Origin of the sequence: Algoriphagus sp. SE2, from assembly GCF_039563885.1 — a bacterium.
In the GTDB taxonomy this organism is placed as follows: domain Bacteria; phylum Bacteroidota; class Bacteroidia; order Cytophagales; family Cyclobacteriaceae; genus Algoriphagus.
In genome coordinates this window covers 1-26,168 of the sequence record NZ_JBCLWJ010000011.1, presented here as the reverse complement: position 1 = coordinate 26,168, position 26,168 = coordinate 1, and the positions used below count along the sequence as shown (strand labels likewise).

The 26,168-nt window shown below is 36.8% G+C and carries 21 protein-coding genes; 8 read left to right on the top strand and 13 right to left on the bottom strand.

Annotation, left to right across the window (positions count from 1 at the left end):
- Window positions 1-8: 8 nt before the first annotated feature.
- Both AAGF08_RS13475 and AAGF08_RS13470 read right to left on the bottom strand, forming a co-directional pair.
- Window positions 9-875 (bottom strand): DUF1080 domain-containing protein, encoded by an 867-nt coding sequence (locus AAGF08_RS13475; RefSeq protein WP_343511749.1) that lies wholly within the window; start codon window positions 873-875, stop codon window positions 9-11.
- A 1-nt stretch (window position 876) separates the two neighbouring features.
- Complete coding sequence (locus tag AAGF08_RS13470; protein ID WP_343511748.1) at window positions 877-1,680, bottom strand: endonuclease/exonuclease/phosphatase family protein; 804 nt, start codon at window positions 1,678-1,680, stop codon at window positions 877-879.
- A 188-nt stretch (window positions 1,681-1,868) separates the two neighbouring features.
- Between AAGF08_RS13470 and AAGF08_RS13465 the strand changes: the two genes are divergently transcribed.
- The gene (locus tag AAGF08_RS13465) at window positions 1,869-3,476 is read left to right on the top strand and encodes a DUF748 domain-containing protein (protein WP_343511747.1); all 1,608 of its coding nucleotides are present in this window, start codon (window positions 1,869-1,871) and stop codon (window positions 3,474-3,476) included.
- Between the two features lie 194 nt (window positions 3,477-3,670).
- On the opposite strand, the gene AAGF08_RS13460 is transcribed toward AAGF08_RS13465, so the two are convergent.
- Entirely contained in the window at window positions 3,671-4,282 is a 612-nt protein-coding gene (locus AAGF08_RS13460; RefSeq protein WP_343511746.1) for an FMN-binding negative transcriptional regulator, read from the bottom strand.
- Between the two features lie 99 nt (window positions 4,283-4,381).
- Here AAGF08_RS13460 and AAGF08_RS13455 point away from each other — a divergent pair, with 99 nt between their 5' ends.
- On the top strand, window positions 4,382-6,643 hold the full coding sequence (locus AAGF08_RS13455) for a helix-turn-helix domain-containing protein (RefSeq protein WP_343511745.1): 2,262 nt from the start codon (window positions 4,382-4,384) through the stop codon (window positions 6,641-6,643).
- A gap of 55 nt (window positions 6,644-6,698) precedes the next feature.
- Here the strand turns inward: AAGF08_RS13455 and AAGF08_RS13450 are convergent, their stop codons facing one another.
- Entirely contained in the window at window positions 6,699-8,339 is a 1,641-nt protein-coding gene (locus tag AAGF08_RS13450) for a carboxylesterase family protein (protein WP_343511744.1), read from the bottom strand.
- Between the two features lie 90 nt (window positions 8,340-8,429).
- Here AAGF08_RS13450 and AAGF08_RS13445 point away from each other — a divergent pair, with 90 nt between their 5' ends.
- The gene (locus AAGF08_RS13445) at window positions 8,430-9,128 is read left to right on the top strand and encodes an NUDIX domain-containing protein (RefSeq protein ID WP_343511743.1); all 699 of its coding nucleotides are present in this window, start codon (window positions 8,430-8,432) and stop codon (window positions 9,126-9,128) included.
- A gap of 1 nt (window position 9,129) precedes the next feature.
- On the opposite strand, the gene AAGF08_RS13440 is transcribed toward AAGF08_RS13445, so the two are convergent.
- Window positions 9,130-10,299 (bottom strand): DUF4421 family protein, encoded by a 1,170-nt coding sequence (locus AAGF08_RS13440; RefSeq protein ID WP_343511742.1) that lies wholly within the window; start codon window positions 10,297-10,299, stop codon window positions 9,130-9,132.
- 71 nt (window positions 10,300-10,370) lie between these two features.
- Window positions 10,371-11,906 (bottom strand): M20/M25/M40 family metallo-hydrolase, encoded by a 1,536-nt coding sequence (locus AAGF08_RS13435; RefSeq protein ID WP_343511741.1) that lies wholly within the window; start codon window positions 11,904-11,906, stop codon window positions 10,371-10,373.
- A 199-nt stretch (window positions 11,907-12,105) separates the two neighbouring features.
- On the opposite strand from AAGF08_RS13435, the gene AAGF08_RS13430 reads away from it, so the two are divergent.
- Window positions 12,106-12,645 (top strand): ECF-type sigma factor, encoded by a 540-nt coding sequence (locus AAGF08_RS13430; protein ID WP_343511740.1) that lies wholly within the window; start codon window positions 12,106-12,108, stop codon window positions 12,643-12,645.
- A 12-nt stretch (window positions 12,646-12,657) separates the two neighbouring features.
- Window positions 12,658-15,249: a serine/threonine-protein kinase gene (locus AAGF08_RS13425; protein WP_343511738.1), complete on the top strand. Its 2,592-nt coding sequence runs from the start codon at window positions 12,658-12,660 to the stop codon at window positions 15,247-15,249.
- A 15-nt stretch (window positions 15,250-15,264) separates the two neighbouring features.
- On the opposite strand, the gene AAGF08_RS13420 is transcribed toward AAGF08_RS13425, so the two are convergent.
- Window positions 15,265-16,800: a thiol-activated cytolysin family protein gene (locus tag AAGF08_RS13420; RefSeq protein ID WP_343511737.1), complete on the bottom strand. Its 1,536-nt coding sequence runs from the start codon at window positions 16,798-16,800 to the stop codon at window positions 15,265-15,267.
- Between the two features lie 131 nt (window positions 16,801-16,931).
- Window positions 16,932-17,660, bottom strand: a complete 729-nt coding sequence (locus AAGF08_RS13415) for a class I SAM-dependent methyltransferase (protein WP_343511736.1) — start codon at window positions 17,658-17,660, stop codon at window positions 16,932-16,934.
- Between the two features lie 354 nt (window positions 17,661-18,014).
- Between AAGF08_RS13415 and AAGF08_RS13410 the strand changes: the two genes are divergently transcribed.
- Window positions 18,015-18,695 (top strand): twin-arginine translocation signal domain-containing protein, encoded by a 681-nt coding sequence (locus AAGF08_RS13410; protein ID WP_343511735.1) that lies wholly within the window; start codon window positions 18,015-18,017, stop codon window positions 18,693-18,695.
- A gap of 58 nt (window positions 18,696-18,753) precedes the next feature.
- Here the strand turns inward: AAGF08_RS13410 and AAGF08_RS13405 are convergent, their stop codons facing one another.
- Together AAGF08_RS13405 and AAGF08_RS13400 are read right to left on the bottom strand one after the other, a co-directional pair.
- On the bottom strand, window positions 18,754-19,515 hold the full coding sequence (locus AAGF08_RS13405; RefSeq protein WP_343511734.1) for a toll/interleukin-1 receptor domain-containing protein: 762 nt from the start codon (window positions 19,513-19,515) through the stop codon (window positions 18,754-18,756).
- The gene (locus AAGF08_RS13400; RefSeq protein ID WP_343511733.1) at window positions 19,516-20,301 is read right to left on the bottom strand and encodes an NYN domain-containing protein; all 786 of its coding nucleotides are present in this window, start codon (window positions 20,299-20,301) and stop codon (window positions 19,516-19,518) included. It abuts the gene before it with no gap.
- Window positions 20,302-20,445: 144 nt separating this feature from the next.
- Between AAGF08_RS13400 and AAGF08_RS13395 the strand changes: the two genes are divergently transcribed.
- Both AAGF08_RS13395 and AAGF08_RS13390 read left to right on the top strand, forming a co-directional pair.
- The gene (locus AAGF08_RS13395) at window positions 20,446-22,620 is read left to right on the top strand and encodes a radical SAM protein (protein ID WP_343511732.1); all 2,175 of its coding nucleotides are present in this window, start codon (window positions 20,446-20,448) and stop codon (window positions 22,618-22,620) included.
- Between the two features lie 94 nt (window positions 22,621-22,714).
- Window positions 22,715-23,284 carry a Pycsar system effector family protein gene (locus tag AAGF08_RS13390; RefSeq protein WP_343511731.1) on the top strand — a complete coding sequence of 190 codons (570 nt, stop codon included), beginning with the start codon at window positions 22,715-22,717 and terminating at the stop codon, window positions 23,282-23,284.
- Window positions 23,285-23,335: 51 nt separating this feature from the next.
- Here the strand turns inward: AAGF08_RS13390 and AAGF08_RS13385 are convergent, their stop codons facing one another.
- From AAGF08_RS13385 to AAGF08_RS13375, 3 genes are all read right to left on the bottom strand, one after another.
- Window positions 23,336-24,226: a dienelactone hydrolase family protein gene (locus AAGF08_RS13385; protein ID WP_343511730.1), complete on the bottom strand. Its 891-nt coding sequence runs from the start codon at window positions 24,224-24,226 to the stop codon at window positions 23,336-23,338.
- Between the two features lie 155 nt (window positions 24,227-24,381).
- The gene (locus AAGF08_RS13380; RefSeq protein WP_343511729.1) at window positions 24,382-25,059 is read right to left on the bottom strand and encodes a hypothetical protein; all 678 of its coding nucleotides are present in this window, start codon (window positions 25,057-25,059) and stop codon (window positions 24,382-24,384) included.
- A gap of 37 nt (window positions 25,060-25,096) precedes the next feature.
- Window positions 25,097-26,168, bottom strand: a 1,072-nt coding sequence (locus AAGF08_RS13375; RefSeq protein ID WP_343511728.1) for a polysaccharide deacetylase family protein, incomplete at its 5' end; no start/stop codon positions are given.

The window sequence follows — 26,168 nt, the reverse complement described above, 5'->3', positions numbered from 1 at the left end:
ACTATTTATTATTTACTAGCTTCAGATTTTAAAAGAGATAAAACTGCCTCATTTAATTTTTCGTCCTGCCCGATTAAGTCATCTAATTCCACGATCGCGACTTTTCGGAAATCTATTGGATGACTTTCACTTTGTAAAGAGATATAGCCACCTTTCAAGAGCTGCCCATCGATTTTAACTGCAGGATCAAATGGAGATACACTACCACCACCTATTTGGGGTTTATTATAGCTAAAGACTGTGTCCAAACCTACCATGTGATGAATAACAGAATCACCTAAAACGATGAAATTTGCTGTTACCCATTGATCGCCTGCATAGGTTTCAGAGGAAGAATTGATACAATGAGGCGTAAAAAGCGTATCTGCTAGAACCACATTGGTTCCGGGAGTACAAAGATTGCAGGTGCTTCTTTTGTCTGTTCCGTTTCCACCTAAAAACTGAGCTTCCACAGAAATAGGGAAGTTTTGATCCACTAACATTGTTTTAGGATCCTGCCCATGAAGCATTGCCCCACTGTTTCTCCAAGCCCATCCTTCACCACCATTCGCTTGCTCTCCAACGAACCTATATTGAACTTGAAGTACATAATTAGAGAAGTATTCATTAAAAAATATATGTCCGTATTGCTGATCAAATTGATCATAACCCTCATACCTAACTTGCATCATTCCGTCTTCCACCCGAAAGGTATTGGCGAAATTATCATTTAATTCATGTTTGCTGATTTTAATAGACCAATCATTCAGGTCTTTTCCATTAAATAAATCTCTCCATTCCAATTGGGTTTTTTCTTCCTCTTTTGAGGTTTCGCTGTTGGGGCTACAGGCAAAAAGTGCCAAACAACTGAGGGCAATGCTGATAGACTTTTTCATATTATTTTAATTGTAAAGTGACAAAAACAGGATAGTGATCTGAATAGGTGACATTCAATACTTGGTAATCGATCAGTTTGAATTTATTCGAATCATACCAAACATAGTCAATTCGAGCTCCATCTTCCATTGATCCATATGTCGGAGAATAGGGGGTAGGTAATGTCCCAGCATCTTTCCATGATCCTTTGATACTTTTATACACCTCTGATTCAGGTCTGAAATTTAAATCTCCAACCCAGATGGTTGGTAATTTTTCTTTTTTGGCACGTAAACTTACAGCTTCCACTTGTGCAATTCTATTCTCTTCAAATTGGTGACATAAGTGAGTTCCGGCAAAAGCAATATTTTTTCCAGAGGGAAGTTCATAAGTTACCCAAGCTGCAGCCCTAGGTTCGCCTCCGGCAGGTAATGGTAGATTTTGGGTTTCCGTTATTCCATTTCCTTTGATTAAAACTCCCTCCCCATATCCACCTTCAGCATAATCCATCGCTTTGGCAAAGTAGCCAGAATACCCGGTCAATTTGGCCAATTTCTGAATCAAATCAACTTTAGCACCATAGACCCTTGCAGTTCGTGTGGTCATACTATCTACCTCTTGCAAGGCGACTAAATCAGGTTTAAGCTCACTAATTAAAGCCGCAATTTGATCAATGTTTCCTTCTCCAGCATGAAATGGGTTTTCTCCGTGATAAATATTGTAGCTCAAAACTTTGATTATTTCTCCAGATTTTTGAGCAATAAGTGGCTGCGCTACAATTAGAAAAAATAGGAGGGAAGAGACGATCTTAATCAGGGATTTCATGATTCAAAAATGAGCTAAATTTTAATATTGAATTTAAATAAGAATCCGAAAAGATTCAGTCTTTCCATGTTGAATGGTGGATAAAGAAGGATGAAAGTTAAAAAGGCCATAGATTGTACAAAATAGTTTTGATGGATGGAATATTTCATCTTTGATAAAAAGCTATCTTTCAAAGTAAAGTCATAACTATGAAGAAAATCGGGATTGTCCTGATCATTTTTACCCTAATTGGATTCGCAGGTACATTTTATCTTGAGGGATGGCTTTCTAAAAAGATTCCTGAAATTATCAATACAAATCCTGATCGGAATTATGATGTATTGTTTGAGGATTTGGAGATAAGCTTTTTTCAGCAAGCTGTTGAATTGCAAACCATCGTTCTAGTACCTCTGAATGATTCTCTAGCTTCCAAAATGAATGGCTCGCTGAGAAGCATTCTCATGAGAAACGTAAATTTCGTGGCTTTAATTTTTGATAACAAGTTGGAGATTGGAGAGATAAAATTGATCGAGCCAGCTTTTCGTCTGATTCAAAGGGATCGAACCACCAGTCCCAACGAAAGTTCTCTAGCATTTCAGGAATTATTTCAGGATCTTATTTCCAGAGGAGAAATCAGGAACTTCATATTGGAAAAAGGTACCGCAGAAATGTTTATTGAAAATGATAGCCTTTACCGATTTGGTCAATTTACGGACCTGAGTATCATTGCGCACGGAATTGAAACAGACTCAATTATAGCTAATTATGCGATTCCTTTTAAGCTCAAAAGCATTGTCACCAGTCTAAAAAACCTGAAGATCATCACCGATTATAATCAAGAATTCCGAATAGCTGATGCAAGTTTTAATTCAAGTGCCCAAACAGCTTCTTTAAAAGGTATTTCTCTAAAATATAACAATCAGATCTTAGGAGCACTGGCTGAGACAGAATTTCAAAAAGACTTGCTACAATTGGAAATCAAAGAATTTGGACTGAGTCAAATTGATACGAAAAGTACTATTTATGGAAATTGGTCCATTTTTGCCGGAATAGCAGAAATTGATAGCCTATCTTTGGAAGATTTGAGGGATAAAAACAAACCCCGGCCAGATGAGCCTATAAAACCGCTTTTCGAAGGAATGGTTGAGAATATACCATTTCCGATCAAATTGGATTCTGTGAAAATTTCTAATTCTACCTTAACCTATAAAGAAATCCCCTCGGGTAAAACCAGTCCGATTGTCCTGAATTTCCAAGATATCAATGGGTCTTTAACCAATCTTATTTCAACAGATTCTCTACAAAAGGATGCTCAAATGAAAGTTAATGTTAGTTCCAATTTAAATGGATATGCACCGGTTTCAATGCGAATTGATGTGCCTTATGGAAAAAATACTTTTGAGCTGGAAGCAAGTATGGCAGGTTTTGATATGGTAGCTCTGAACGAGGTTTTTGAACCCTTAGGAAAATTTAGAGTGGAGTCCGGAACGCTAAAGAGGTTGAAATTGAATATGGATGCAAATGAAAATGGGTCTTCCAATCAGGTGATTTTCGATTATCAAAATCTGAAGTTGGAGATTCTTAATTCGGATGGATCAAAAAATATTAAAAATGGGATCTTGTCTAAAATAACAAATATCATGACATCAAGAGAAAATCTCCCTGAGAATAATGGTTATAAAATCTCAAAGCATTGGACCAAAAGAAACCCATATCGAGCCCCATTTAATTTGATTTGGATTTCAACCAAAGAAGGCTTAATGGCAATTGTCCCATCTGGATTGGGCAATATTTTTATTTCGGACAATAAAAAGTGAAAACCCATTCATTGATGGGCTTCTGAAAAAATGAAAATTCAGCTTGCCTAAATATTGGTTTTTCTTCTCCTTCCAATCTTAGAATAATCAGGAAGATCATACTTGGAATCTTATTGTCATTTGTCAATTAATAGTAGTAAGAGTGTTTTCAAATTGTTTTTTGATCCACTTTGAAAAAAGTAGGCTAATGAACTTTATTCCATGCGCTTTTTCATTTCTTTAGCAATTTCTTGCTCCGTGTCATATAGACTTGCTTCAAGCTGTTTGACGATATTTTTATAATTGACAGCATCTCTGTTTTGAGAAAGTTTTGAACTGGCATGAACTTCCTTGATTTTCAGCTCAATTCCCACCAACCCATTTATTTGACTTTCTAGAAATTTTTCACTCATCGTTTCCACTGCGACTCTATAGGGTCTGCCTTCTTCAAATCTATCAACCAGAGATTTGAGATGATCCATTAATTCTTCTCCTTCAATCAGTTTTATTGAGCAATAGAGATGAACAGCAAGGTAATTCCAAGTGGGAACATTTTCATGATTATACCAGGAAGAGGAAATATAAGCATGTGGACCTTGAAAAATAACCAAAACCTCATCTTGTAATTCTTTCCACTGGGGGTTGGCTTTGGCTATGTGTCCAGATAAAATTGAATCCCCATTTTTATCCTTGGCAAGCAGTAAAGGAATATGGGTAGCCCAAGGCCTTTTTGAAATATTGGACACGAGTGTTGCAAAAGGATTATTTTGGATGAATTCTACGATTTCGGGCTCATCTTCCCAGCGGTTTAGCGGATGGACATACATTGGTTTCTTGAATTATAACCGAAATTAAAAAAATGAAATTTTGAAGAGAGAGAAATAGACCTTTATTTCACGAGAGATTATTTTTATTATTTTAGTTATATGGAAGAACAATCCTTGGATAAACTTGAATTTGCTGCCAAATTTGTCAATAATACCAATGCTCCTATTTTTCTCACTGGAAAAGCTGGTACAGGTAAGACCACTTTTTTGAGAGATCTGGCAAAACGAACACATAAGAGACATGTTATTCTAGCTCCGACTGGGATAGCAGCTCTCCATGCCAAAGGTGTGACCATCCATTCTCAGTTTCTTTTGCCTTTAGGAAGTTTTTTACCTGTTAGAGAGCCCGAGGGTAATTTTACAGATCAATATGGGTTTTATACGCAACATACGCTGGGTAGAAAGCATCCGTTGAATAAGCTACGAAAAAGTGTGCTGAAGGCTGTGGATCTGTTGGTAATTGATGAAGTGAGCATGCTAAGAGCTGATGTCTTAGATGCCATCGATTATCGAATGAAAAGTGTCAAAAGAAATTTTAGGGAGCCTTTTGGTGGCGTGCAGGTATTGATGATAGGGGATTTGTTTCAGCTTCCGCCGATTGTAAAAGACCATGAATGGAATGTTCTAAATCGCTTTTACAATAGTATGCATTTTTTTGAAGCAAAAGCACTTCAGAATTCTGGGATGGTTTACTTGGAATTGGATAAGATTTTCCGCCAGCAGGATGATCAGTTTATTACCGTTCTCAATCATTTACGGGACAACCGGGTGACAGCTGAAGACATCCAGCTATTGAATGGGTATTATAGAAAGGATGAAGAAATTGTCCAACTGGAAGACTACATCACCATCACTACCCATAATTATAAAGCAGATCAGATCAACCAAAAAGAGATGGAAGGTCTGGAGGGTAAGTCCATGTTTTTTGAGGCAGATGTTGAGGGGGATTTTCCTGAATCGTTGTACCCGCTTCCAGAGAAACTTGAACTCCGTGAAGGAGCACAAATCATGTTTGTGAAGAATGACAGTTCAGGTAATTCTTCTTATTTCAATGGAAAAATCGCTAAAGTAATTCATTTGGAAAAAGATGAAATACTAGTGGAGATGCAAGATGATCAGGAAGAATATCAGCTAAGAAAAGAGACTTGGGAAAACAAGAAATACATCGTTAATCCAGATACGAAGGAATTGGATGAAGGAGTGGTCGGCACATTCGAACAATATCCGATTAAACTAGCATGGGCTGTGACAGTTCATAAAAGCCAAGGGCTCACGTTTGATAAAGCGATCATAGATGTAGGAAGAGCATTTGCTCCGGGTCAGGTTTACGTTGCTCTTTCTAGATTAAGAAGTTTGGATGGGTTGGTTTTGAGAAGTAAAATCCAGTCAAACTTGGTTTATTCTGATTATCAGGTTGTTGAATTCTCTCAAAGTGCTGGCAATCAGCAAGATTTGAAAGAATTGCTGACCAGCCAGCAAAACACTTATTTAGGAAAGTTGGTGGATCAGACTTTTGATTTTATGCCGATCTTGAGAGAGCTCGAAAGTTTTCAAAAGGAAGAAAATAGTACGATGCAGTTTGAGGACCATGAAATGCAGCTGACGATACCACAGGTGCATGAGCTTTTAGCCAGAGAAGTTGGTAATACGGAAAAGTTTAGAAGGCAATTGCTCTACTTGATTCAGGAAAAAGAGTCAGAGAAAATTCAGGAGAGAGTAAAAAAAGGAGGTCAATACTACCGGGAACTTTTAGCTAATTCCTTAAAGAAAATTCTGGGTCAAATGGGTATGGTAGAGCAGTTTTCAAGAACTAAGAAATATGTGGAGGGACTGGAGGCTATAGAGGAAAGTTTTCTTCGAAAATACCTTGAAATCAGTAAGTTGGGTCGATTAATTGAGGCGATTTCCAATGGGGAAGTTCCATCGAAAATGCAGGAATTGGAAGAAGAACTTCTTGCTTTGAGAAGGCAATTTATTTCTATTGCCAAAGAAAATGCACAGGTTAAAATCAAAGATATCAAATCAAAAACTGGAAGGAAAAAGAAAGATTCTTTGAAGCCAAAGAGACAGAAAGGGGATTCCTTTGAAGTTACGTATCAATTATTTCAATCCGGAAAAACTGCTGAGGAAATTGCCAAAGAAAGAAGTTTGACTAAATCTACAATCAAATCTCATTTGGCCTATGGCATAGAAACTGGAAGGCTTGAATTGTCTGATTGCCTTTCAGAAGGTGTTATTTCCGAAATCAGGGATCAACTTGAAAAGCAGAAAAGCATGAGTGATTTAAGAGCGTTTTTTAATGGAAAATATGATTACGGTACAATCAAAATGGTAATTGCCGGAAATAAAGTAGGCTTATAAAATAAAAAATGGGGAGTCTTTAAAACTCCCCGGTCGGAAATGAGAATAGATTTATTTAATTATTTCCGTAGTATTTATCATGAAATTGATACCTCGCCTGATCCGTAGCCTGGATCAATTTACTTTCCACATCAATAACCATAGTAGCTGGAGTTGAGTCTGATCCGTCCACCTTTTCCCAAATAGGTAAATCATCTCCATTTGGATTTCCAGTTTTGATGAAATTTGCGAAATAGTTCATAAAGGTCTTTGAGACCAAATAGTCTTCAGCTTTCCAATCGTAAGCATCTACTATTGGTAAATTCCCCATAGCATATTCAATTTCACAAGCATGAGGTGCTCCTATAGGTTCTGGCATTTTTGGACCTCCTTCAATTGTACCTCCTGCTAAACCAGATGAAAGATTAGAGTCTTTCAAGGGGGGACGAAGTTTACTATATAGGTATCTGTAAACAGGCTGATCTGAGTTTTTGGCATGCAAATCAATCCATTTCCAGGTGCTATAAGCGATAAATCGATCGGCTGCCAAATGGGTGGCCGACCATTCTACTTCTTCTGCGTTTGCATGTGGGTGGAGATCTAAAACCTCTTCGAAATCCGTTGGATAGGTGCTTTTTACAATCTCGATAAAAGCTTCAGTAGTATATGGCTTTCCCTGCATAAATGCCATACCCGGAATTTCTGCAGAATTCCATCCTGCTAATAGGGGGACCATGGCTTGTTCCTTTGCTTCGAAAATTTCAGGAAGTGTTTTTGGAAGGAAAAATCCATCCAATACTACAGGAAAGCCAAAGCGTTGTGATTCATTGTAAATGTCATAAATGTCTTTTGTAGACAGATCTCTTAATTCATCTATATTTTTAAGGCCGGCTTTAGTCACAAAATCAACCCCAGTCTGCTCTGCCTCAGCAAGAGATATCGGAGCTATAGTTGGATTGATACCTGCTCCACTTTCACCGATTGCTCCAGCGATCAATCCTTTTGAGAGGGGAGAAGCCATTTGATAACTAACGGAAATCGAACCGGCAGATTCTCCGGCAATAGTTACTTTATTGGGATCTCCACCAAAGGCTGCAATGTTTTCTTTTACCCATTGTAATGAGGCCATTTGATCCATCAAACCATAGTTTCCTGAGGCCTTATAAGGAGCTTCAGAGCTTAAGTCTGGATGTGCTAAGAAGCCGAAGATATTCAGTCTATAGTTAACAGTGACAACTACAATCCCTTTTTGGGCCATCGACTCCCCGTTGTATCTTGGTTCGGACCCATCACCTGCTACAAAACCCCCTCCGTAGAAATAAACCAAAACAGGTAAATCTTTGGTGTTTCTATCTGCCGGACTCCAAACATTGAGATAAAGACAATCTTCACTAATACCGTCAGATTTGAAATCCATATCTCCAAAAACAGGAGCCTGAACTGCTCTAGGACCAAATTTCACGGTCTTTTTTATACCTGACCAATCATCCAAAGGTTGAGGGGCTTTCCATCGTAAATCTTCAACAGGAGGCTTGGCATAAGGGATTCCAAAAAACTTCTGGATACCTGTTTTAGTATCAAAAGAACCTTCAATGATCCCATTTTTTATTTTTACCTGCACATCAAAAGAATTTAGGTTCTGGGCTAATACGGAGTTACCGAAAATACCAAAAAGAAGTAGAATAGATATTCCGCAATTTTTTAATTTTGCGTTCATTTATTTAGATTTATTGTTTCTTAGTGAAACAATAGTAGCCGCTAATTTTTAAAAAAGCAATTTCTTTCAATAGTTTTCATATTTTCGTCAATGGCTTTTCAACCAGAACAATTTATACCCAATCTTTCTTATGATTCCGTCATTTTTGGTTTTTCAGGTGAAAAACTAAAAATTCTTATTTTGGAATATCATAATACAGGAACATTCGCTTTGCCTGGTGGATTTATCGGTAAAGATGAACCTCTTGAGGAGGCAGTAAAAAGGGGGCTTTCTGAAAGGACTGGGTTAGATGAAATCTATCTGGAACAGTTTCATACTTTTGGTTCCATGGATCGATCTCAGCCAGAAATCATGCGAAATATTCTGGCGGAGCAAGGCCATATTTATAAGGATCATTGGATGTTGGGCAGGTTTATTACTATTGCTTATTATGCTTTGATCAATTATGAGAATGTGACACCAAAACCAGATGAACTTTCTGATTCCATTGGCTGGTATGATTTTGATCATTTACCTGAATTAATGATGGATCATAATAAAATCGTAAAGAAAGCTTTGGAACATCTTCGAATCCATTTGGATCATAAGCTACTCAGTTTCAATTTACTTCCTGAGATGTTTACCATGAAGGATTTGCAGCAGGTTTATGAAGCGATTTTAGGTGAACCTCAAAACCGAGCTAATTTCCAACGCAAAATGCTGGGCCTGGGTATTTTGCAAAGACATGATAAATTATATACAGGAGGGTCTCATAAGGCGCCTTTCCTTTATAGTTTTAAAAAGCCTTGATTTAATTTAGAAAAGGAACTGCATCCAAATTCTCTTTTAATTTTTCAAGAGCTGTGATTCTATAACCTACATGGAATTGAAGATAAACTCTCCAATTGGTATTGATAGCATTGGTGTTTTGTTGCCTGAACTTTCTGTTTTCTGCTGTAATTAACATTCCGGAAAAGATTCTTTCAGCATTATATCCTAGGGCTCCTCTTGCATCCCACTTGAAGACTCCGTTGTTTTGTTTGGTTTCTAAGCGATCATCAGGATAATTTGTGATGATTTTGGAGGATCCTAATCCGTATCCCAGAGAGGCTCCTGCGGAGGCATAGAATGATTGATTAATTACATGGGTATAGTAATATCCCGCATTGGCAAGAATTTCAAAATTCTTTGATTTTTGGGTAGGTGAGTCATTGGTTGGTTCCACTCTATTATCGATGATGTAATATCGATATTGCAAAGTAGGTAAAAATGTACCTGCACTTTTTAACTGGCGCTCAGTACCGAAAAGCAATGCTTTGGTTGAAAAGTGTTGATTGAAATTATATCCTGTGATACCTTGAAAACTTCTGTAATGTAGTTTTGGGAATTGGATATAAGGATCACCCTCACTCCAATCACTTTGATAATCTGAGGTGTTTTCAAGATAATATCCTGTCGTTTTTGTATACCTAAATTCTTGAACCCAGTGAGAAAAATTTAACCCAGTGGAAAATCCAATTCCTGTGGTTTTTCCCTTGATGAAATCATCGTCATTATTCGATAAGAACTGCGGGATAAAATTAAATCCTAAGGATAGGAATCTATAGTTTAGGTTTAGTCTAAAAACAGAGCTCCCATTTGGATAGATTTTTAAAACTGTTGGCTCAGCATCTAATGAAAACCTTTCATTTTCGTTTACCATACTTAATCGAAAAGCAAGATAATTATCCATCTCTTCTATATATCCATCCTCAACCACTATTCCTTCCGAAGTTGGGACAGTATCATTTTCTTGGGTGATTTTTTTGCTGAAAGCAGGAAATTTAAACTCAGAAGTATTACACGATAGAATAGCTTTGCCAAAACGTGAATTATCAGGATTTTTAGATTCAAATTGAGAATCTTGGAGATCTGTTTGTGAATATACAGCAATACTAAAAGATGCAAATATTGCCGTCAGTAAAAATGATTTTAGATTCATGATTAAATCCATTAATGGGAATAATCTACATTTTTAGAGAAATGCTAAATCTGATTAAAATTAAAATTTCTTTACTTTTTCTCTAAGGATTCTTTAGTTTTCTCACTTAAAATGGAAATAACTGTACTAATTCCTTCCCTATAATTTCCTAATCTAATATTCTCATTTGGACTATGTTGGTTATTATCAGCATTGACCGTTGGGATAGTGACCGCAGGTATTCCTAAAGCATCCACAAAAGGGGAAATAGGAATAGAACCTCCAGAGATTCGGATTTGAACCGGTTCTTTTCCAAAAGCTCGTTGCATAGAAGATCTTAGCCATTTTCCTGCTTCCGAATCCATAGGAGTTCTAAAGGCTTGATATGAGATCGAATAGACTACTTTTACAATTTTTGGATATTTCATCCGCTCATCATCTGTAGGATCTTTTGAAACAATGTGGAAACCTTGATCCTGAATATGGTTTTTAATCAGCATAAACAATCTTTCAGGATCAGACTCTGGAACAAGTCTAACGTCAATTTCTGCAATTGCGGTTGCTGGCACAATAGTTCTAGCTTCACTGCCTACCCAGGCAGATTCCAGTCCTCTAATATTTAAAGAAGGGTACTGAATACTCTCCTGATAGCTACTTCCAACATTATCTGTTCTTCCAATTCCCAATTTTTTTTGAATTGCCTCTTCATCATCTGGTACTTTGGCAAGAATTGCTTTTTCGGTTTCTGTCAATGTGATTCCATCATAGTAGCCAGGGATTGCTACTCTACCGTTTGAATCTTTCATAGATGCCAATAGCTGTGAAAGTAATAAAGCTGGATTTGGAGCATAATTACCATAATGACCACTGTGCTGAGGGAATTTTGGACCATAAGTAGTTAAGGTCAAATCAGCTATTCCTCTAGCGCCGTAACTCAAAGTAGGTTCATTACTTGTATGCCTTGGACCATCCATGATCAACATCATGTCAGCGGCCAATTTTTCTTTGTATTTCAAAACTGCTCCTGGAAGTCTTGGTGATCCTTGTTCTTCTTCAAAATCAAGTATTATTTTAACATTATAATCTGGGGCGATTGCTTCCTTTTCCAGAGCATCCCATCCTGTAAGAAACATGGCTATAGGCCCCTTATCATCAGATGCAGATCTGGCGAAAATTCTCCAGTTAGGATCGTATTCATTTTCCAGTTTTTGAGTAGGGATGATTTCCCATTCTCCATTCGATTTTTGACTTTTTAAAACAGGCGAGTATGGGTCTTCTTGGTTCCACTTACTTCTGTCAACAGCTTGACCATCCACGTGAAAATAGAAAAGTACTGTCTTGGTTGCCCCAGGAGACTTTTTTTCCACCAACAGTAAAGGTATTCCATCCGTTTCTAATCGTTCTGAAGTCCAATCTCTACTCATAAATTGATTCTCACACCATTTTATATTGACTTCAATCTGTTCAGGATAAAAAGCATCATTTGGTATGCTAACGATCTCTTGTAAAAGAGAAAGACCAGGTTGCCAGTTTTTATCTGTCAGTTGCTCGATTTGTTTTTTCGATAATTCTTGGGCAAATCCATGAGCACAATAAAGGGTGATAGCGAGAAGCAAAAGTTTTTTCATAAGATCGAAGATTGGTTTTCAAAGTAAGCAAATGGCCTTCTAAATGAAAATATTAAATAAGTTTTAGAAAGGTTTTCCTAGTTGGTTTTGCTCGTGTTGATTGCTATATAATTGAATTTTACTTGTTTATGATTAGGTGTTTTAAGGCAATAGACTTATTTTAGGCTAATATTTTTCATAGTCAAGTTGATCTTTTAGTATGTATTCTCAAACTATTCCCAAAGAGTCAAGTCAGTATACTTTAATCAAAAACCAATTTCTGGCTTGTTATTCAGAACTCAGTAAGATCGCTCATTATAAATTAAAGAATGAGCACAATGCATTTACTTTAGATACTTCCTCTTTGGTGCATGAAGCTTATCTGAAAATGGAAAAGCAAGACCAAATCGCCCAAGATAAAAACCATTTTCTTGCTATTGCTGCTATTGTTATGCGTAGGTTTTTGGTTGATTATGCAAGGCAAAAACAACGTATTAAAAGAGGTGGAAATCAAATATTATTGACCTATGGAGCTATTTCTAGTCCAGTAATCACCACCCCAGAAGAAGTTTTGAATCTAAATGAGGCATTGAATCGCTTAAAATCAATCAATCATAGACATTGTAGGGTAGTAGAATTTCATTTTTTCGGAGGATACAAACACGAAGAGATTGCCGAAATGCTGGGGGTTTCTGTTGATACCATTCGTAGAGATTGGAGGTTGGCAAAAGCTTGGCTAAGTAAGGAGTTGAAGCATTAAATTTTTTATAAAATGATCAAAGGGAATTGGGAAAAGGTTGAAATGCTTTTTCATCAAATAGTCGAGGCGAATCCAGAGGAAAAACAGACGATTTTAGATACAGTTGCACGAGAGGATTTGGATCTTTATAACCTTTTGAAAGATCTTGTTGAATCTGACCAATATAGTCACCGTATTTTTGAAGCTTCACCACATCAGCTTTTGGAAAAAATAGAAGATGAGTCGGATTTGCTAGGAATACAAGTTGGTGCTTTTCAGCTGGAGTCCATTATTGGTACGGGCGCAATGGGTACAGTCTTTCAAGCAAAGCGCATCGACGGACAATTTGATCAAACGGTAGCAATTAAGATTTTGAGATCCTTGGTCTTTGATTCCACTATGAAGGATTTTTTCAAAAGGGAAAGACAGATTCTTGCAAGATTGAATCATGCCAATATTGCCCGACTCTATGACGGGGGGTTTACCGATTCTGGAAGACTTTTTTTTACCATGGAGTATGTGTCAGGTAATAATCTACTGGATTACTGCAAGGATACCAATTTAGATCTCGAAGGTCGTCTGAAATTGTTTTTGCAGGTATGTGCTGCCGTACAATATGCGCATCAGAATTTAATAGTGCATTTGGATTTAAAACCCCAAAATATCATTGTCAATAAAGATGGACAGGTAAAGCTTCTGGATTTTGGTGTTTCCAAAATTCTAGAAGATTCAGAAGATGGGGCGGGTAGTTTTACACTTGCCTATGCATCTCCCGAACAGATTGAAAAAAAGGATGCTGGGACTCAATCAGATATTTACTCTTTGGGATTGATCCTCTTTGAACTCTCAGTTGGTAGGCACCCATTCCAACAATATTTTGAGGATCTTTCCGCTTTGAGAAAAGCGAAATTAACTGGTGATTTCTCTTTTAGTTCACGTGATCTAAAAAGTAAAATTCCATTTATTATTGACTTAAAATACATCTGTTCAAAAGCTTTGGAGCTAAATCCAGAAAATAGGTATGGTTCGATTGATGAGCTTCAAAGAGATTTAAGATTTTTCCTTAATGGATATCCAGTTTCAAGTCATCCGAAAAGTTGGACTTATTCTTTTTCAAAATATTTGAGAAGAAATGCCAGTTTAGCTGCAACCATTTTAATCACTTTTTTATTGATGACTTTTAGCGGGATTTATTATACTCAAAGGCTAAGTGAAGAACGGAATATCGCTCAATTGGAAGCAAAAAAAGCGAATCAGATAACCGATTTATTGTCTGACGTTTTTATGGCGGCTGATCCTAATATTGGAGGAGCTGATACCATAACTGCCGTCCAGCTTTTAAATGAGGGTAAAGACAATTTGGAAAGGAATCTTGGAGATCAACCTGAGTTATTCGCTTCAATTGCCTCCAGACTTGCTGTGATTTATTTTAATCTGGGAGTTTATGATAAAGGAAGGGGTTTGATTTTCAAAGCTTATCAACTAAATCAAGGTCTAGAAGGTGTTTCAGAGGAAGTTTTGTCTGACAATGAAACTCAAATTTCGGCAATGTATTATTTGCTGAGCAAATACGATTCCTCCTTGATTTTTTCCAATAAAGCTATCGCAAGATTAAAAAATGCAGGAATTCATGGAGGAGAATTTATGGCTTCCGCATTGACAGGATTGGGGAATGTTTTATATGATTTAGGTGAATTTGAGCGTGCTGATTCTGCCTATCTGGCATCATATGGAATTTATAAGGAATTAAATGAGGGGGATAATATAGACGAGGCTTTTGTGCTTCATATGATTGGAGCAAATGCACGTGAAAGTGGGGATTATGGTAAGGCAGAAAAATATTTAATGGAGTCATTAGCGTTGAAAAAAGAGCTTTTTGATGAGCCACATTTAGAAATTGCCTATACCTATAATCATTTGGGAAGTTTATATCAATCTATGCAGATGGACTCTGTCGCTTTGGGATATATTGAAGAATCTTTAGAGCAAAGAAGAGCTATTCTTGGAGAATTTCATGTAGAGACTATGGCTAGCATGGCGAATTACGCAAGGACTCTTGTGAGAATGGGAATGCCAGATCAAGCAATCCCTATATACAATAGAACTTTATTGATTACTGATTCATTGGTGGGTAAAGAACATTATTATTTCTGGGCTTTGACAGGAAGTCTTGGAACAGCCTATTTGGGAATCGGTGAACGGGATAAAGCAAAAACGAATTTTAAATTATCCCTGGAAAATTATCAAAAGATTTTGCCAGAAGATGATCCAAGAATTGCAGCTCCAATGAATAGACTAGGTGAAATAGCGATGGAGGAAAATGATTACCAATTAGCAAACTCATATTTTCAAAACGCATTGGAAATTAGGGAAAGTGCTTACCCCGAGGGCTACCACCAAATAACCCAAAGCCAACAAGCACTTGGTGAATGCTTATTGGCAATTGGGGATTATTCTACCGCCATAGAATTTTTGAAGTTGGCTTTTGAATCATATCAAGCTCAATCAGATGTGAATGAGGTGGCGATTTCCTCAGTATGTAAATCGTTAATTTCAGCATACAAGGGGATTAACGATTTGGAAAAAGCCAACTTTTATCAAGAGTTATTAGCTTCAAGAGAATAGCTGGATTCGATTGTTCTAACAACCAATTTTTTTGACAGTAATCTTTGCAAAAGATTGTTCCGATTGGAAACAAGCTGCTGTCGGTCTAGAGTAGGTATAATCTGCTAAAAACTTCCATTTAAATCCATCTTGGAACTCAATTGTGATTCTTATATCATAGGCTCCGGCAGGAATAGATTTAATCTTTTTTGTATTGGTCTTTATGTCCCCACTTGATATTGTATGATTGTAAACAATCCCGCTAGAGATCTTCTTATAAGTGATTATAAATCTCATATCTACCCCTAAGAATCCGTTTTTGTTATTCAAGCTGACGTCTCTTGCCGGGTAAACTCCATCTACACAAGTTTTGACATTGTAGTCTGTTGTATAGCCAAGTTTGGCACTGGTGTTATCTTTTAAATATTTTAAACTATATGCAATTGGAACACCAGGATTATTTCTACTATAAACAGCATTTTCTCCCTGTAAAATAGGTTCTAGATCAGCAAAGCTTCGAGCGGTTACGGCTGAGGAAGCAGCTTCTGCATTACCACCCATTGTCACCACTGTAATAGAAGATTTCTCCAGAATTTTTTTGTACTTTATCTCGGTCGTGCCGCTTACATTTGTTACACCTGCTGCATAATTAAGTGCTCCCGATAGTTCTCCGTCAGTTGCTGATTCAGTTGTGACCATTCTGAACATGATTATTCTTCCATAGGAAACAGAATGAACGTATGCAGGAGGGCCATTTGATCCAAATCTGGATTCGACATCACCAATGGTAGCATTCGGACCAAAAACATCACCTGGGGAGCCAGGAGCATCCATAGAGATGGTGTAAAAACGCTGCTTAAATACCATCATAGCAACTCTTTGACTTTCATTTGAAGTATAGTTAAACTGGGCCCTAGCATCACCTTTAGCCCATTCCACATTGAGGCCCACATCTATACTCAATTGCTTTGCGGTATAGGAAGTGGCTGCAGAATAGGAAGAGTTTGATGCGATAGTGTACCCATCAGGTTTTGCATTTGCATTCCACCATTCTAAGGCTTCGTCCACATTGGATTGCACGCTAGTGTTGCTTGCATTTTCTACTTCGATATTTCCGTTTTCTCCTATTCCAGGAAGATCTAATCTCAGATTCAATGGAGCCCTATCGATCGTCACAGGAGTTGGTATTCCTCCTAAAGTTGCTTCGTCAGCCACTACCAAAGCTCCTGGGTAAATTACCCCATTCGTAGGCTGGAGAATCGCAATCTCCTCAAAGTTGCTTCTAAGATTTACCTTTTGAGTTTTACATTCTGTGTAGGTACCATTACCGGGAGTCGTATTGGATGTTGGACTTCCGATATTTTCCCGAAAAATAGATCCGGAAATCGGCTGAACATTTAGAAGTTCATCTGAATTGAAATTTAATCCCTTGAGGTAGGTCGAGATGCTTTCGGCGTCAGGTGAGATTTTGATAGGTTCTTCTTTTCCTCCCAAGTCACAGGAGAATAGAATAATAGATAAAAAAGAGATAAAGAAAAATGCTCTTAATTTTTGTTGAAATAATGATTTCATGGCGTATAGAATTTTGGTTACAATTCTATAGGCGACATTTTGAGCTGAAAGTGGTAATGAGTATTGAAAAAAAAATTAATTATTTTTCATCAGTTTGATTTTTGAATCTCATTTATGGCATAGAATTGAGATTAGTCTCTCTTTTCAAAAATCAAATAATGTTGAATAGGAAGGAAATTGCCATTTTCTACTAATTCAAATCCATTGGCTTTTAACTCTTTTTTGGCCTGCCTTTCGGTCATTTTATGAAGTGGTTTGATATTGATAGTAGGATCCTCACCCTTATACTCAAGTAGCAATATTTTACCGTCAGGTTTTAGAGATTCATATATAGCGCTAAGCATTTCTTGAGGGTAAGACAGTTCATGGTAGACATCAACCATAATTACTAAGTCAATCACTCCTTTTGGTAGATTAGGAGTTGTCTCTGTCCCTTTAATAGGAATAACATTTTCAACTCCCAGCTTCTCACTCTGCTGTTTTATATAGGTTACAGCATCATCTTGAATATCTACAGCGTAAACTTTCCCTTCAGGAACCAATGGTGAAATCCTAAAGGTGTAATAGCCAGATCCAGCACCAATGTCAGCAACAACACTTTTAGAATCAATAGGAAGGTTTTCTAAAGCTAATGCTATTCCTTCTTCTCGCTCTCTTTCTGCTCTTTCGAGCCATTCTTTCCCTGCAAAACCCATAACATGAGAAATTTCTCTCCCCAGATAAACTTTACCTGTCCCATCCCAACTTGGATCCTTGTACTTGTAAATATCATCGGAATTTGATTTGCTGGATTGTGCTTGGCAAGATAAGCCTAGGAAAGAAGTTAAAACCAATAAGATTATAGAAGCAATATTTTTCATGTATGCACTTTAGACTTTAAACTGTTTAAGTGAGGTCTTGTTTTAATTCGAGTATTTATCCTTTGATTTCATTTGTGAATGCTGCTTAATAAAGGTTTGAAAACTAATAAAATGGTATTTTAGTAAGAAAGTTAAACGTTTCTAATTGGATTTTTTAAATAGGATCTTTTAACTAAAAAATCTCTTTGATAAAAGTGATCTTTCCTTAATAGTTAGAGAAGACCTTATTGTTTAATTTATTCATTTTCAGTATTTTAATTGGATTTTATAAATAAAAAAGCTAAATTGATAAGGTTATTTTTTAACTACCTCGAATAAGTGATAATATAATCTTATAACTCAATTTATTTTTCTATGAAAGATCAAAATAGTAATTCTCGAAGAAATTTTCTTGAAAAAATCGCACTTGGTTCCGCCGTTGGAGGATTATCAAGTTTAGTGAGTCCAGCATTAGGGAATTCATTAGACGAAAATGAAATTTCTATGCATGAGGCTGATGAATGGTTTAAAAAGATCAAAGGATCTCACCGGGTTGTTTATGATGGATCCACGCCACATGATGGCTTTGCCATTATATGGAATTGGGTATTTTATTTAACAAATAATCAAACGGATAGCCCTGACTCGGATATTACTGCTATGACTGTTCTTCGTCATAGTGGGATTGGATTTGCTTTGGAGGATAGGCTTTGGGCTAAGTATAAGTTAGGTGAGGCCTTAGGTGTTATGGACCCCATATCTGGAGAGCCGTCATTAAGAAATCCCTATTATGATCCTAAACCTGGAGATTTCCCGATGCCTCAAATCCAAGGTATAAAAGGCCTTCAGGAAAGAGGAGCAATGTTTTGTGTTTGTGGTTTGGCGATCCAAGTCAATAGCGGTGCAATCGCTTCTAAAATGAATTTGAATGCTGAAGAGGTTACCAAAGATATGATGAGCGGTGTTCTTCCAGGGATCCAAGTTGTGCCCTCTGGGGTTTGGGCTTTGGGAAGAGCTCAGGAACATGGATGCGCATACATTTTTGCAGGCGGATAATCTAAAGCCAAAAAATATTCTTTTAAACTAAAAATAAAAAAGGCCAAATCGGCCTTTTTTATTTACCTATAATCTCCTCAAATTCTGCCCAAGAGATCAATTGATCTATATCTGAGTTTTTGTCTATTTCAGAATCAGGGTAATTGAGGAAGAATACTTGATGATGATTATCAAAAAACCTGTGGAAAATTTCTTGGCTGACTTTATTGCCTGATGTTATCTTATCGAGGTTTAAATCAAGTTTGCTGTCTAAAAATCCAAAAATTAACTTTTTATTATTTAGCGCAAATTCAATCTCTTTGGCGGACCAAATTGAAGAAATCAAATTTTCAGAAATGTACACCCCAAAAAAAGGTAATTTTTCTATTGCTTGCTTTACCTTCTGGTTGATATGCTGGTATTTTAAAATTTCCGTTTCTGCGATCCATGCATTTAAATTGAACTTACTTAATTTTTTTGCCAGATTAATAACATGGTCGGCATCTTTGAAGCTATGTGATAGAAATAGATTTTTCTGGGCTAGTCGATCTAATTCATCGATGAGGATCTGTTCATTCCGTTTGTATATATCTAAAACATCTCGCTGTTTAACCCGATCTGTATGTCCCCAAAGAACGTCAAGGCTCTTCTTAGACGGGAGAGTTGAAAATCTGAATTTACTTTTTTCTGAACTTTTGTATTCTCCAACCAAAAGTTCATCTAATTCAATTGGGGAAAACTGGGTTAAGTTCATCTTTTTGATCATAGCAGAAGATGTATTCCATTTATGTTCGGATTTCATCAAAAACTGCTCGATTTTATTTCTAAACTCAACTTCCATTTACCTCAATTTAACCAAAGGATAATTTAGTCCATTGACTTCATTTTTAATGACTTGATATTTTTTTAGACTTTTAAAAAGTTCTGTAAGATTCCTAAATCCATAAGAACGAGGATCAAAAGAGGGGTCAATTTTACGGAGTGATGCCCCGATTTTCGCAATATGTATTTCTTCCTCTTCATCAGAAGATATTTCAAAAGCTCTATCAATTAAATCCAAGTCTAATGTGGGAGACTCTTTTAGAATATCTTCACTTTTAGCTTCCTCAGGTTTTACAGCATCCTTCCGGTTTGACTTAGGTTGATATTTTTCGGTTTTGGTCGATTCTTGCTTTTCAGTTTCTTCCTTATGACCAAGGTTTTCAGAAAAAGTAAAAATTTCGCAAGATTGAACAAAAGCTTTTGGGGTGATTCTTCTTCCTATACCCATAACGAAAAGCCCCTCTTCCCGGATTCGTTTAGCAAGTCCAGTATAGTCAGAATCGCTGGAAACGATACAAAAGCCATCAACACTGTCGCTATGCAGAATGTCCATCGCGTCAATGATCATTGAACTGTCCGTTGAGTTTTTACCTGTGGTATAGGAAAATTTTTGAATGGGGTTAAAAGAATGCTGATTGATTAATTCCTTCCAACTATTCATTTGTGGAGTGGTCCAATCTCCATAGATTCTTCGAATAGTGGCTTTTCCGTATTTGGAGACTTCTTCTAGAATTTCTTTTAAAAGTTTGGCTTGTGCGTTATCACCATCAATCAAAACAGCAATATTAAATTTATTATCTCTCATATTTATAATTTCTTAATAGGTAAATCTACCAAATTTTGGATGGTTATTCACGGTGACTATTTGCCTTGATTCCTTTTAATTTAAAAGACATAAACAGAATCAAGGATTCTTTACGAACTTTGATTGACAATAAATCAAATTCTTGTGACTTCAAAAGTTCTTTTTATCACCCCACCTTTTACCCAACTGAATACACCCTACCCAGCTACTGCGTATCTCAAGGGATACTTAAATACCTTGGACATTTCTTCCTATCAAATGGATCTTGGGATTGAAGTGATCCTTAAGTTGTTTTCTAAAGATGGTTTGACCCGAGTTTTTGAATTAGTAAGTGATTTGGATACAGAACTATCTGAAAATTCTGCGAGAATCTTTCGGCTGAAATCAAATTACCTTCAAACAATAGATCCGGTAATTTCATTTTTGCAGGATAAAAACCCAACATTAGCTTATCATATTTCAGAGGGGGGTTACCTCCCAGAGGCAAGTAGGTTTGAGCAGCTGGACGATCTTGAATGGGCATTTGGAACTTTGGGAGTTCGAGATAAAGCCAGGTATTTTGCAACGCTCTATTTGGAAGACATAGGAGATTTAATTACCGAAGCAGTTGATCCGAATTTCGGTTTCAGTCGGTATGCGGAGCGATTGGGAATGTCAGCAAATAAGTTTGATGAGATGAATCACGCTTTGAGTGGAGAAACCGGTTTGATAGATCAACTCATGCTCGATTTGCTTGAAAATAAGCTAAATGAAACTCAACCAGATTCTGTTGCTTTTTCGGTTCCTTTCCCTGGAAATCTTTATGGGGCATTGAAATGTGGGCAATTTGTCAAAGAAAATTACCCAGAGATCAAAGTTTGGATGGGAGGTGGGTACGCAAATACAGAATTAAGATCATTAAAAGATCCAAGAGTCTTTGATTTTGTAGATTTTATTGTTTTGGATGATGGAGAGGCTCCTGTTCGTTTGCTTTTGGAATATTTAGCTGGTAATAGACCATTAAATGAGTTAAAAAGGACATTTATTCGAGAAAATGGGAAGGTTAAATTTTTAAATAATTCATCTATCAAAGATGTTTCCCAAAGGGATGTTGGAACTCCTGACTATAGTGACTTGAATTTAAAAGATTATTTATCTGTAATTGAAGTAGCAAACCCTATGCATCGGTTATGGAGCGATGGAAGATGGAATAAGTTGACTTTAGCACATGGCTGCTATTGGGGAAAATGCACTTTTTGCGATATTTCTTTAGATTATATAGGTAGATATGAGCCTATCACTGCTTCAATTCTTTGTGATCGCATCCAAGAAATCATGGACCAAACAGGTGAAAATGGATTTCACTTTGTTGATGAAGCTGCACCGCCTGCCCTTATGAGGGATTTAGCAATTGAAATTTTAAGAAGAGAGCTTACAGTGGTCTGGTGGACGAATATCCGATTCGAAAGTAGTTTTTCAGCGGACTTATGTAGACTCCTACGGGCCTCAGGTTGTATTGCAGTGTCTGGTGGTTTGGAGGTTGCTTCTGATCGGTTGCTTGCCTTGATCAAAAAAGGAGTTACAGTTTCTCAAGTAGCACAAGTTTGTAATCATTTTACTCAATCTGGAATTATGGTACATGCCTATTTGATGTATGGATTTCCAACTCAGACAGTGCAAGAGACTGTCGACTCCATGGAGATGGTGAGGCAATTATTTCAAACTGGGGTCTTACAGTCTGCCTTTTGGCATCGATTTGCGATGACTGCTCATAGTCCTGTAGGAATTGATCCAAAGGCTTTCAATGTACAAAGAGTAGGGGTAGAGGAGGGGGATTTCGCAAACAATGAATTAGATTTTGAAGATCCGGTTGGTGCAGATCATTCAAAATTTAGTCAGGGATTAAGAAAATCTTTATTTAACTACATGCATGGAGTTGGATTTGAGATACCCCTACAAGATTGGTTCGATGAGAAAATGCCAAAAACTACAGTTTCTAAGAATTTTATTTCTAAGGCAATTCATAATGAAGCAGTCTCTGACTATAAAAATCAACATCGAATATTATGGCTTAGATCTCTACCAGAATTAGTGCCTTTTAAAGAAGATGGATATTGTGAATTGATTTTCTCCGGGAAAAAGGAAGATTTTGCCATGGATCTTCCATTTGAACTAGGCACTTGGATTGCTCATTTTCTAGAAAAAGTATCCTATACGAGGGAACTTCAGACTTTGAAACCTATCAGGGAAAATTATGAGGATGAAATCGGTGATTTCGAAGAATTACTTGAATCTGAAGTTTGGGAGATTTTGAGAGAGCAAGGGCTTTTAATTTTTTAAATGATCTAAATTTCTAATAGTTGCATCAAAAAAAGTTAGGGCTGAATATCTTGAAAAATTATTGTGTAAATTCCATTCTCACTTTAATAGAACTATGGAAGAACAAATACGATTAAAAAAAGAAAAACCAGATAGAGAACATCAGACTTTTTTTAGAGTGACGTTTAAAAATAATTGCAACTTATTACAAATTGCAGATAACAAAGCCAACATTATTATCAGTATCAATGCTTTGGTGATTTCTTCCTTGGTGGCGATTATGGGCTATGGAACAATCTCTCATCAAGTTGAGATACAAAATCCAATCACATTGGCTCCGGTTTTATTGCTAATTACCGCTTGTTTTATCTCCACTATTTTGGCAGTTCAATCAGCGAAACCCAAAATTATGGGGAATAAAAGAGGGGATGATACTCCCTCAAAATCAAGCATCATGTTTTTTGGGTCCAGTGAGAAGCTGTCAATGGATGAATATCTTTTTGAGGTTAATCGAATTTTGCCTTCAAAAAAAGAAATTCAGGAACAAATGTCAATCGCTTTATTTTATCAGGCGAAAGTTTTAAACAAAAAATATAGTCTTCTCAGGCATGCCTATAATGTTTTTATTATTGGTCTAGGCTTGGGTATCATTACTTTCTTAATCTTCTTAAGCATGGCTTTTTAAACTAAAAAAAGGAAACCAATCATGGTCTCCTTTTTTTATGCTTTTAAAAAATTAGCCTTTCAAATGTTTATTGAAAAAGTCTATAGTTCTTTCCCAGGCCAGCGTGGCGGCAGCCTCATCATATCGAGGTGTGGTATTATTATGAAAACCATGATTGACATCCGGATAAACAAAGGCCTGATATTCAACATTGTTGGCTTTTAATACCTCTTCATAAGCTGGCCAACCTGCATTGACACGTTCGTCCAAACCTGCGTATTGTAGCATTAACGGAGCTTTGATTTTAGCTGCTTCTTCGGCCGAGGGTTGTCCACCATAAAATGGAACGGCCGCCCCTAAATCAGGAATTCTTACTGCCATCATATTTGAGATCCAACCTCCAAAACAGAACCCTACAACTCCCACTTCACCCGTGCAGTTTGGGTGTTTTTTTAAAGTCTCGTAAGCAGCAATAAAATCTTCCAGCATTTCATTTCGATCTCTTTTAGACTGCATGGTTCGACCTTCGTCATCATTTCCAGGATATCCTCCCAATGGGGTTAGCGCATCTGGTGCTAAAGAAATAAATCCTGCAACAGCACATCTTCTACCCACATCTTCTATATAAGGATTTAATCCTCTGTTTTCATGAACTACCACAATGCCAGGAACTTTCCCGCTCATTCCAGCCGGAGTGGATAATAAACCTTTTATTTTACCTCCTCCTTTTGGGGAATCGTACATGATGTAATCAGACTCCAATCGATCATCATCGGGAAGAATAGTTTTTGTGTCCACATAATTTGGCATCATGGCACTCATAAGAGATGCTACTGTTATGCCGCCTACTGCATAAGCGGATAGTTTCTCTACAAAAGTTCTTCTGTCCAACTTATTATGAGCATAGGCATCATACAGATCGAATACCTCTTGTTTAATATCTTCTTTCTTTAATTCTTTCATGTTTTATGTAGTTATTATTTGTGTTCTCGTATTAAGTCTAATTTATTTAAAATAAGTCTTTGTTTTTAGAATTCTTTTGCGAAATGTAATTTACTGAGAATGAATGGTTTTTAATTCATCAAACTCAAGTGATCGATACAGATCCTTTTTGTCATTCAGATTTTTATGAGTTGATCTCCTCCTTTCAGGAAAATTATTTTTTTATTCGCTTTTTCTATTTCAAATTCCCACACTTTCCCAAGAGTTTGTTTTCCAATAGTATCCGCTAATCCAATGGTTATAGTTTTTGAGGAATCATTTTCCAGTTCTAATTCAAAAGATTCATAGCCCAACAGGGAAATCGTATAAGTTTGAATTTCTTTCCCTTTTGGAAGAAAGATGTTACATACTCCATTAACATTAGATTGGAAATACTTATTTTTTGATTTGTCTTCGAAGAATTTAAAAATTGTTGCAGGAAGATCCATTTCATTCTCTAAATCATAGAACTTAAACTTGAATTCGACTGAATCATTTATTAATGCGCTCTCCTCTTTTTTTATTAAAATAGAACTCTTTATGGAGTCTTGACTAGAAGAAAAATTCAGAATCAAACTATCTTTTGAGAGTGTATATTTCCCATGTCCGTAAAACTCAGGCCCTAAATCTCCACCGGTTTCTAAAGTAAATGTCCCATCTTTTGAAAATTCGTACTGGGAGTAAACATCAATAATTTTAGAACTTTTAAGCCAGTATTTTCCCTCTAATTTTTTTTGAGCAAATGACTCTGAAACGGAAGAAATATCAAAAAGAAAAATAATTGAGAATCTAAGGGTTATCCAAAAAAATGTCATTCTACTACTTTCTTTGTTCTAAACAATTGAGATTAATTTACTCAGAAATAATTGTGATGGGATCACCTAATGACATCGGGAACAAAACATATTTACCCGATTCATCTTCCATAATGTCAAGGTTTTCCTTGGCCTCAATTTTTGCTTTTTCCCAACCATCGGGAATGTAAGTTTTAATGGTTAGAGGTACAGAATAAACGGATGGATCTAAGTCTGAAGCCAAAGAAACTTGAATCTTATTGTTTTCTAGCTTACTCGAAACTTGGGTATTTTGGCGAGCTCTGATGTATTTCGTGACATCTCGGAAAGTTTCAATCCAGAGTTCGTTTTCGGTAGATTTCATAAAGGAGAAATATTTCTCTAACTCCTCTTTTGTCTTAGGTTCCCAACCCAGATTTTCCACTCCATGAATTACTAAAACCAACCAAATGTTGTTATGATTCATTGTGGTGTCGATCCACGCTTTCATATCTTCGAAAGAATGACGTGTTAGAATACCCCGCTGCCATTGCACATATTCTTTTTGAGATTGTCCTGGTTCACCATTACTCCCACGATTTATTTCTTCCAACCAAGTTTCGGGCATTCGATTTCGTAGGGCTGGATAGATTTCGTAAGCATATTCCATCACCCGTTCGTTTTCTGTGCCATAAGGGCCCTCTGCTGAGAAAATGGATTCTTCGCCAATAAACTTTAAAAGATCAGCTTTGCTTTGTTCTAATTCATACAACATGTTCACTTCATCCAAAACAGCAAGTCGCGGATGGGTGACGGAATGGGAAGCAATTTCATGACCTTGGGAAGAATAGGATTTATATTGTTCCCAAGTGGTAGTGTCCTCCTTATTATTATGAAAAACAACTTCCCCTGTATTAACCATTTTACCCGTTCTGACTTTTTGGAAACCCTCATCCAATAATTTATATGCTTCTTCAACCTTTCCGGATTCAAACAGCGATCCTACTCTAGCATGATAATCTTCCACTTCTGTGGTGCCAGTAAAAGCAATGAGAGAGGCTCTTTCGAAAAAATTACTTGAGTCAGTTTTACTTATGCCAGTCTCTCGGATGATCTCACTCGGATCCCGCCCTATAAACTTCCCTTTTCCG

Coding starts and splice junctions, on each gene's coding strand:
- AAGF08_RS13405 (WP_343511734.1), bottom strand. CDS start 19,515: ATGGAAGTTGAGTTTAGAAATAAAATCGAGCAGTTTTTGATGAAATCC.
- AAGF08_RS13445 (WP_343511743.1), top strand. CDS start 8,430: ATGGCTTTTCAACCAGAACAATTTATACCCAATCTTTCTTATGATTCC.
- AAGF08_RS13455 (WP_343511745.1), top strand. CDS start 4,382: ATGGAAGAACAATCCTTGGATAAACTTGAATTTGCTGCCAAATTTGTC.
- AAGF08_RS13430 (WP_343511740.1), top strand. CDS start 12,106: ATGTATTCTCAAACTATTCCCAAAGAGTCAAGTCAGTATACTTTAATC.
- AAGF08_RS13440 (WP_343511742.1), bottom strand. CDS start 10,299: ATGAATCTAAAATCATTTTTACTGACGGCAATATTTGCATCTTTTAGT.
- AAGF08_RS13425 (WP_343511738.1), top strand. CDS start 12,658: ATGATCAAAGGGAATTGGGAAAAGGTTGAAATGCTTTTTCATCAAATA.
- AAGF08_RS13410 (WP_343511735.1), top strand. CDS start 18,015: ATGAAAGATCAAAATAGTAATTCTCGAAGAAATTTTCTTGAAAAAATC.
- AAGF08_RS13385 (WP_343511730.1), bottom strand. CDS start 24,226: ATGAAAGAATTAAAGAAAGAAGATATTAAACAAGAGGTATTCGATCTG.
- AAGF08_RS13390 (WP_343511731.1), top strand. CDS start 22,715: ATGGAAGAACAAATACGATTAAAAAAAGAAAAACCAGATAGAGAACAT.
- AAGF08_RS13475 (WP_343511749.1), bottom strand. CDS start 875: ATGAAAAAGTCTATCAGCATTGCCCTCAGTTGTTTGGCACTTTTTGCC.
- AAGF08_RS13380 (WP_343511729.1), bottom strand. CDS start 25,059: ATGACATTTTTTTGGATAACCCTTAGATTCTCAATTATTTTTCTTTTT.
- AAGF08_RS13450 (WP_343511744.1), bottom strand. CDS start 8,339: ATGAACGCAAAATTAAAAAATTGCGGAATATCTATTCTACTTCTTTTT.
- AAGF08_RS13415 (WP_343511736.1), bottom strand. CDS start 17,660: ATGAAAAATATTGCTTCTATAATCTTATTGGTTTTAACTTCTTTCCTA.
- AAGF08_RS13435 (WP_343511741.1), bottom strand. CDS start 11,906: ATGAAAAAACTTTTGCTTCTCGCTATCACCCTTTATTGTGCTCATGGA.
- AAGF08_RS13470 (WP_343511748.1), bottom strand. CDS start 1,680: ATGAAATCCCTGATTAAGATCGTCTCTTCCCTCCTATTTTTTCTAATT.
- AAGF08_RS13460 (WP_343511746.1), bottom strand. CDS start 4,282: ATGTATGTCCATCCGCTAAACCGCTGGGAAGATGAGCCCGAAATCGTA.
- AAGF08_RS13420 (WP_343511737.1), bottom strand. CDS start 16,800: ATGAAATCATTATTTCAACAAAAATTAAGAGCATTTTTCTTTATCTCT.
- AAGF08_RS13465 (WP_343511747.1), top strand. CDS start 1,869: ATGAAGAAAATCGGGATTGTCCTGATCATTTTTACCCTAATTGGATTC.
- AAGF08_RS13400 (WP_343511733.1), bottom strand. CDS start 20,301: ATGAGAGATAATAAATTTAATATTGCTGTTTTGATTGATGGTGATAAC.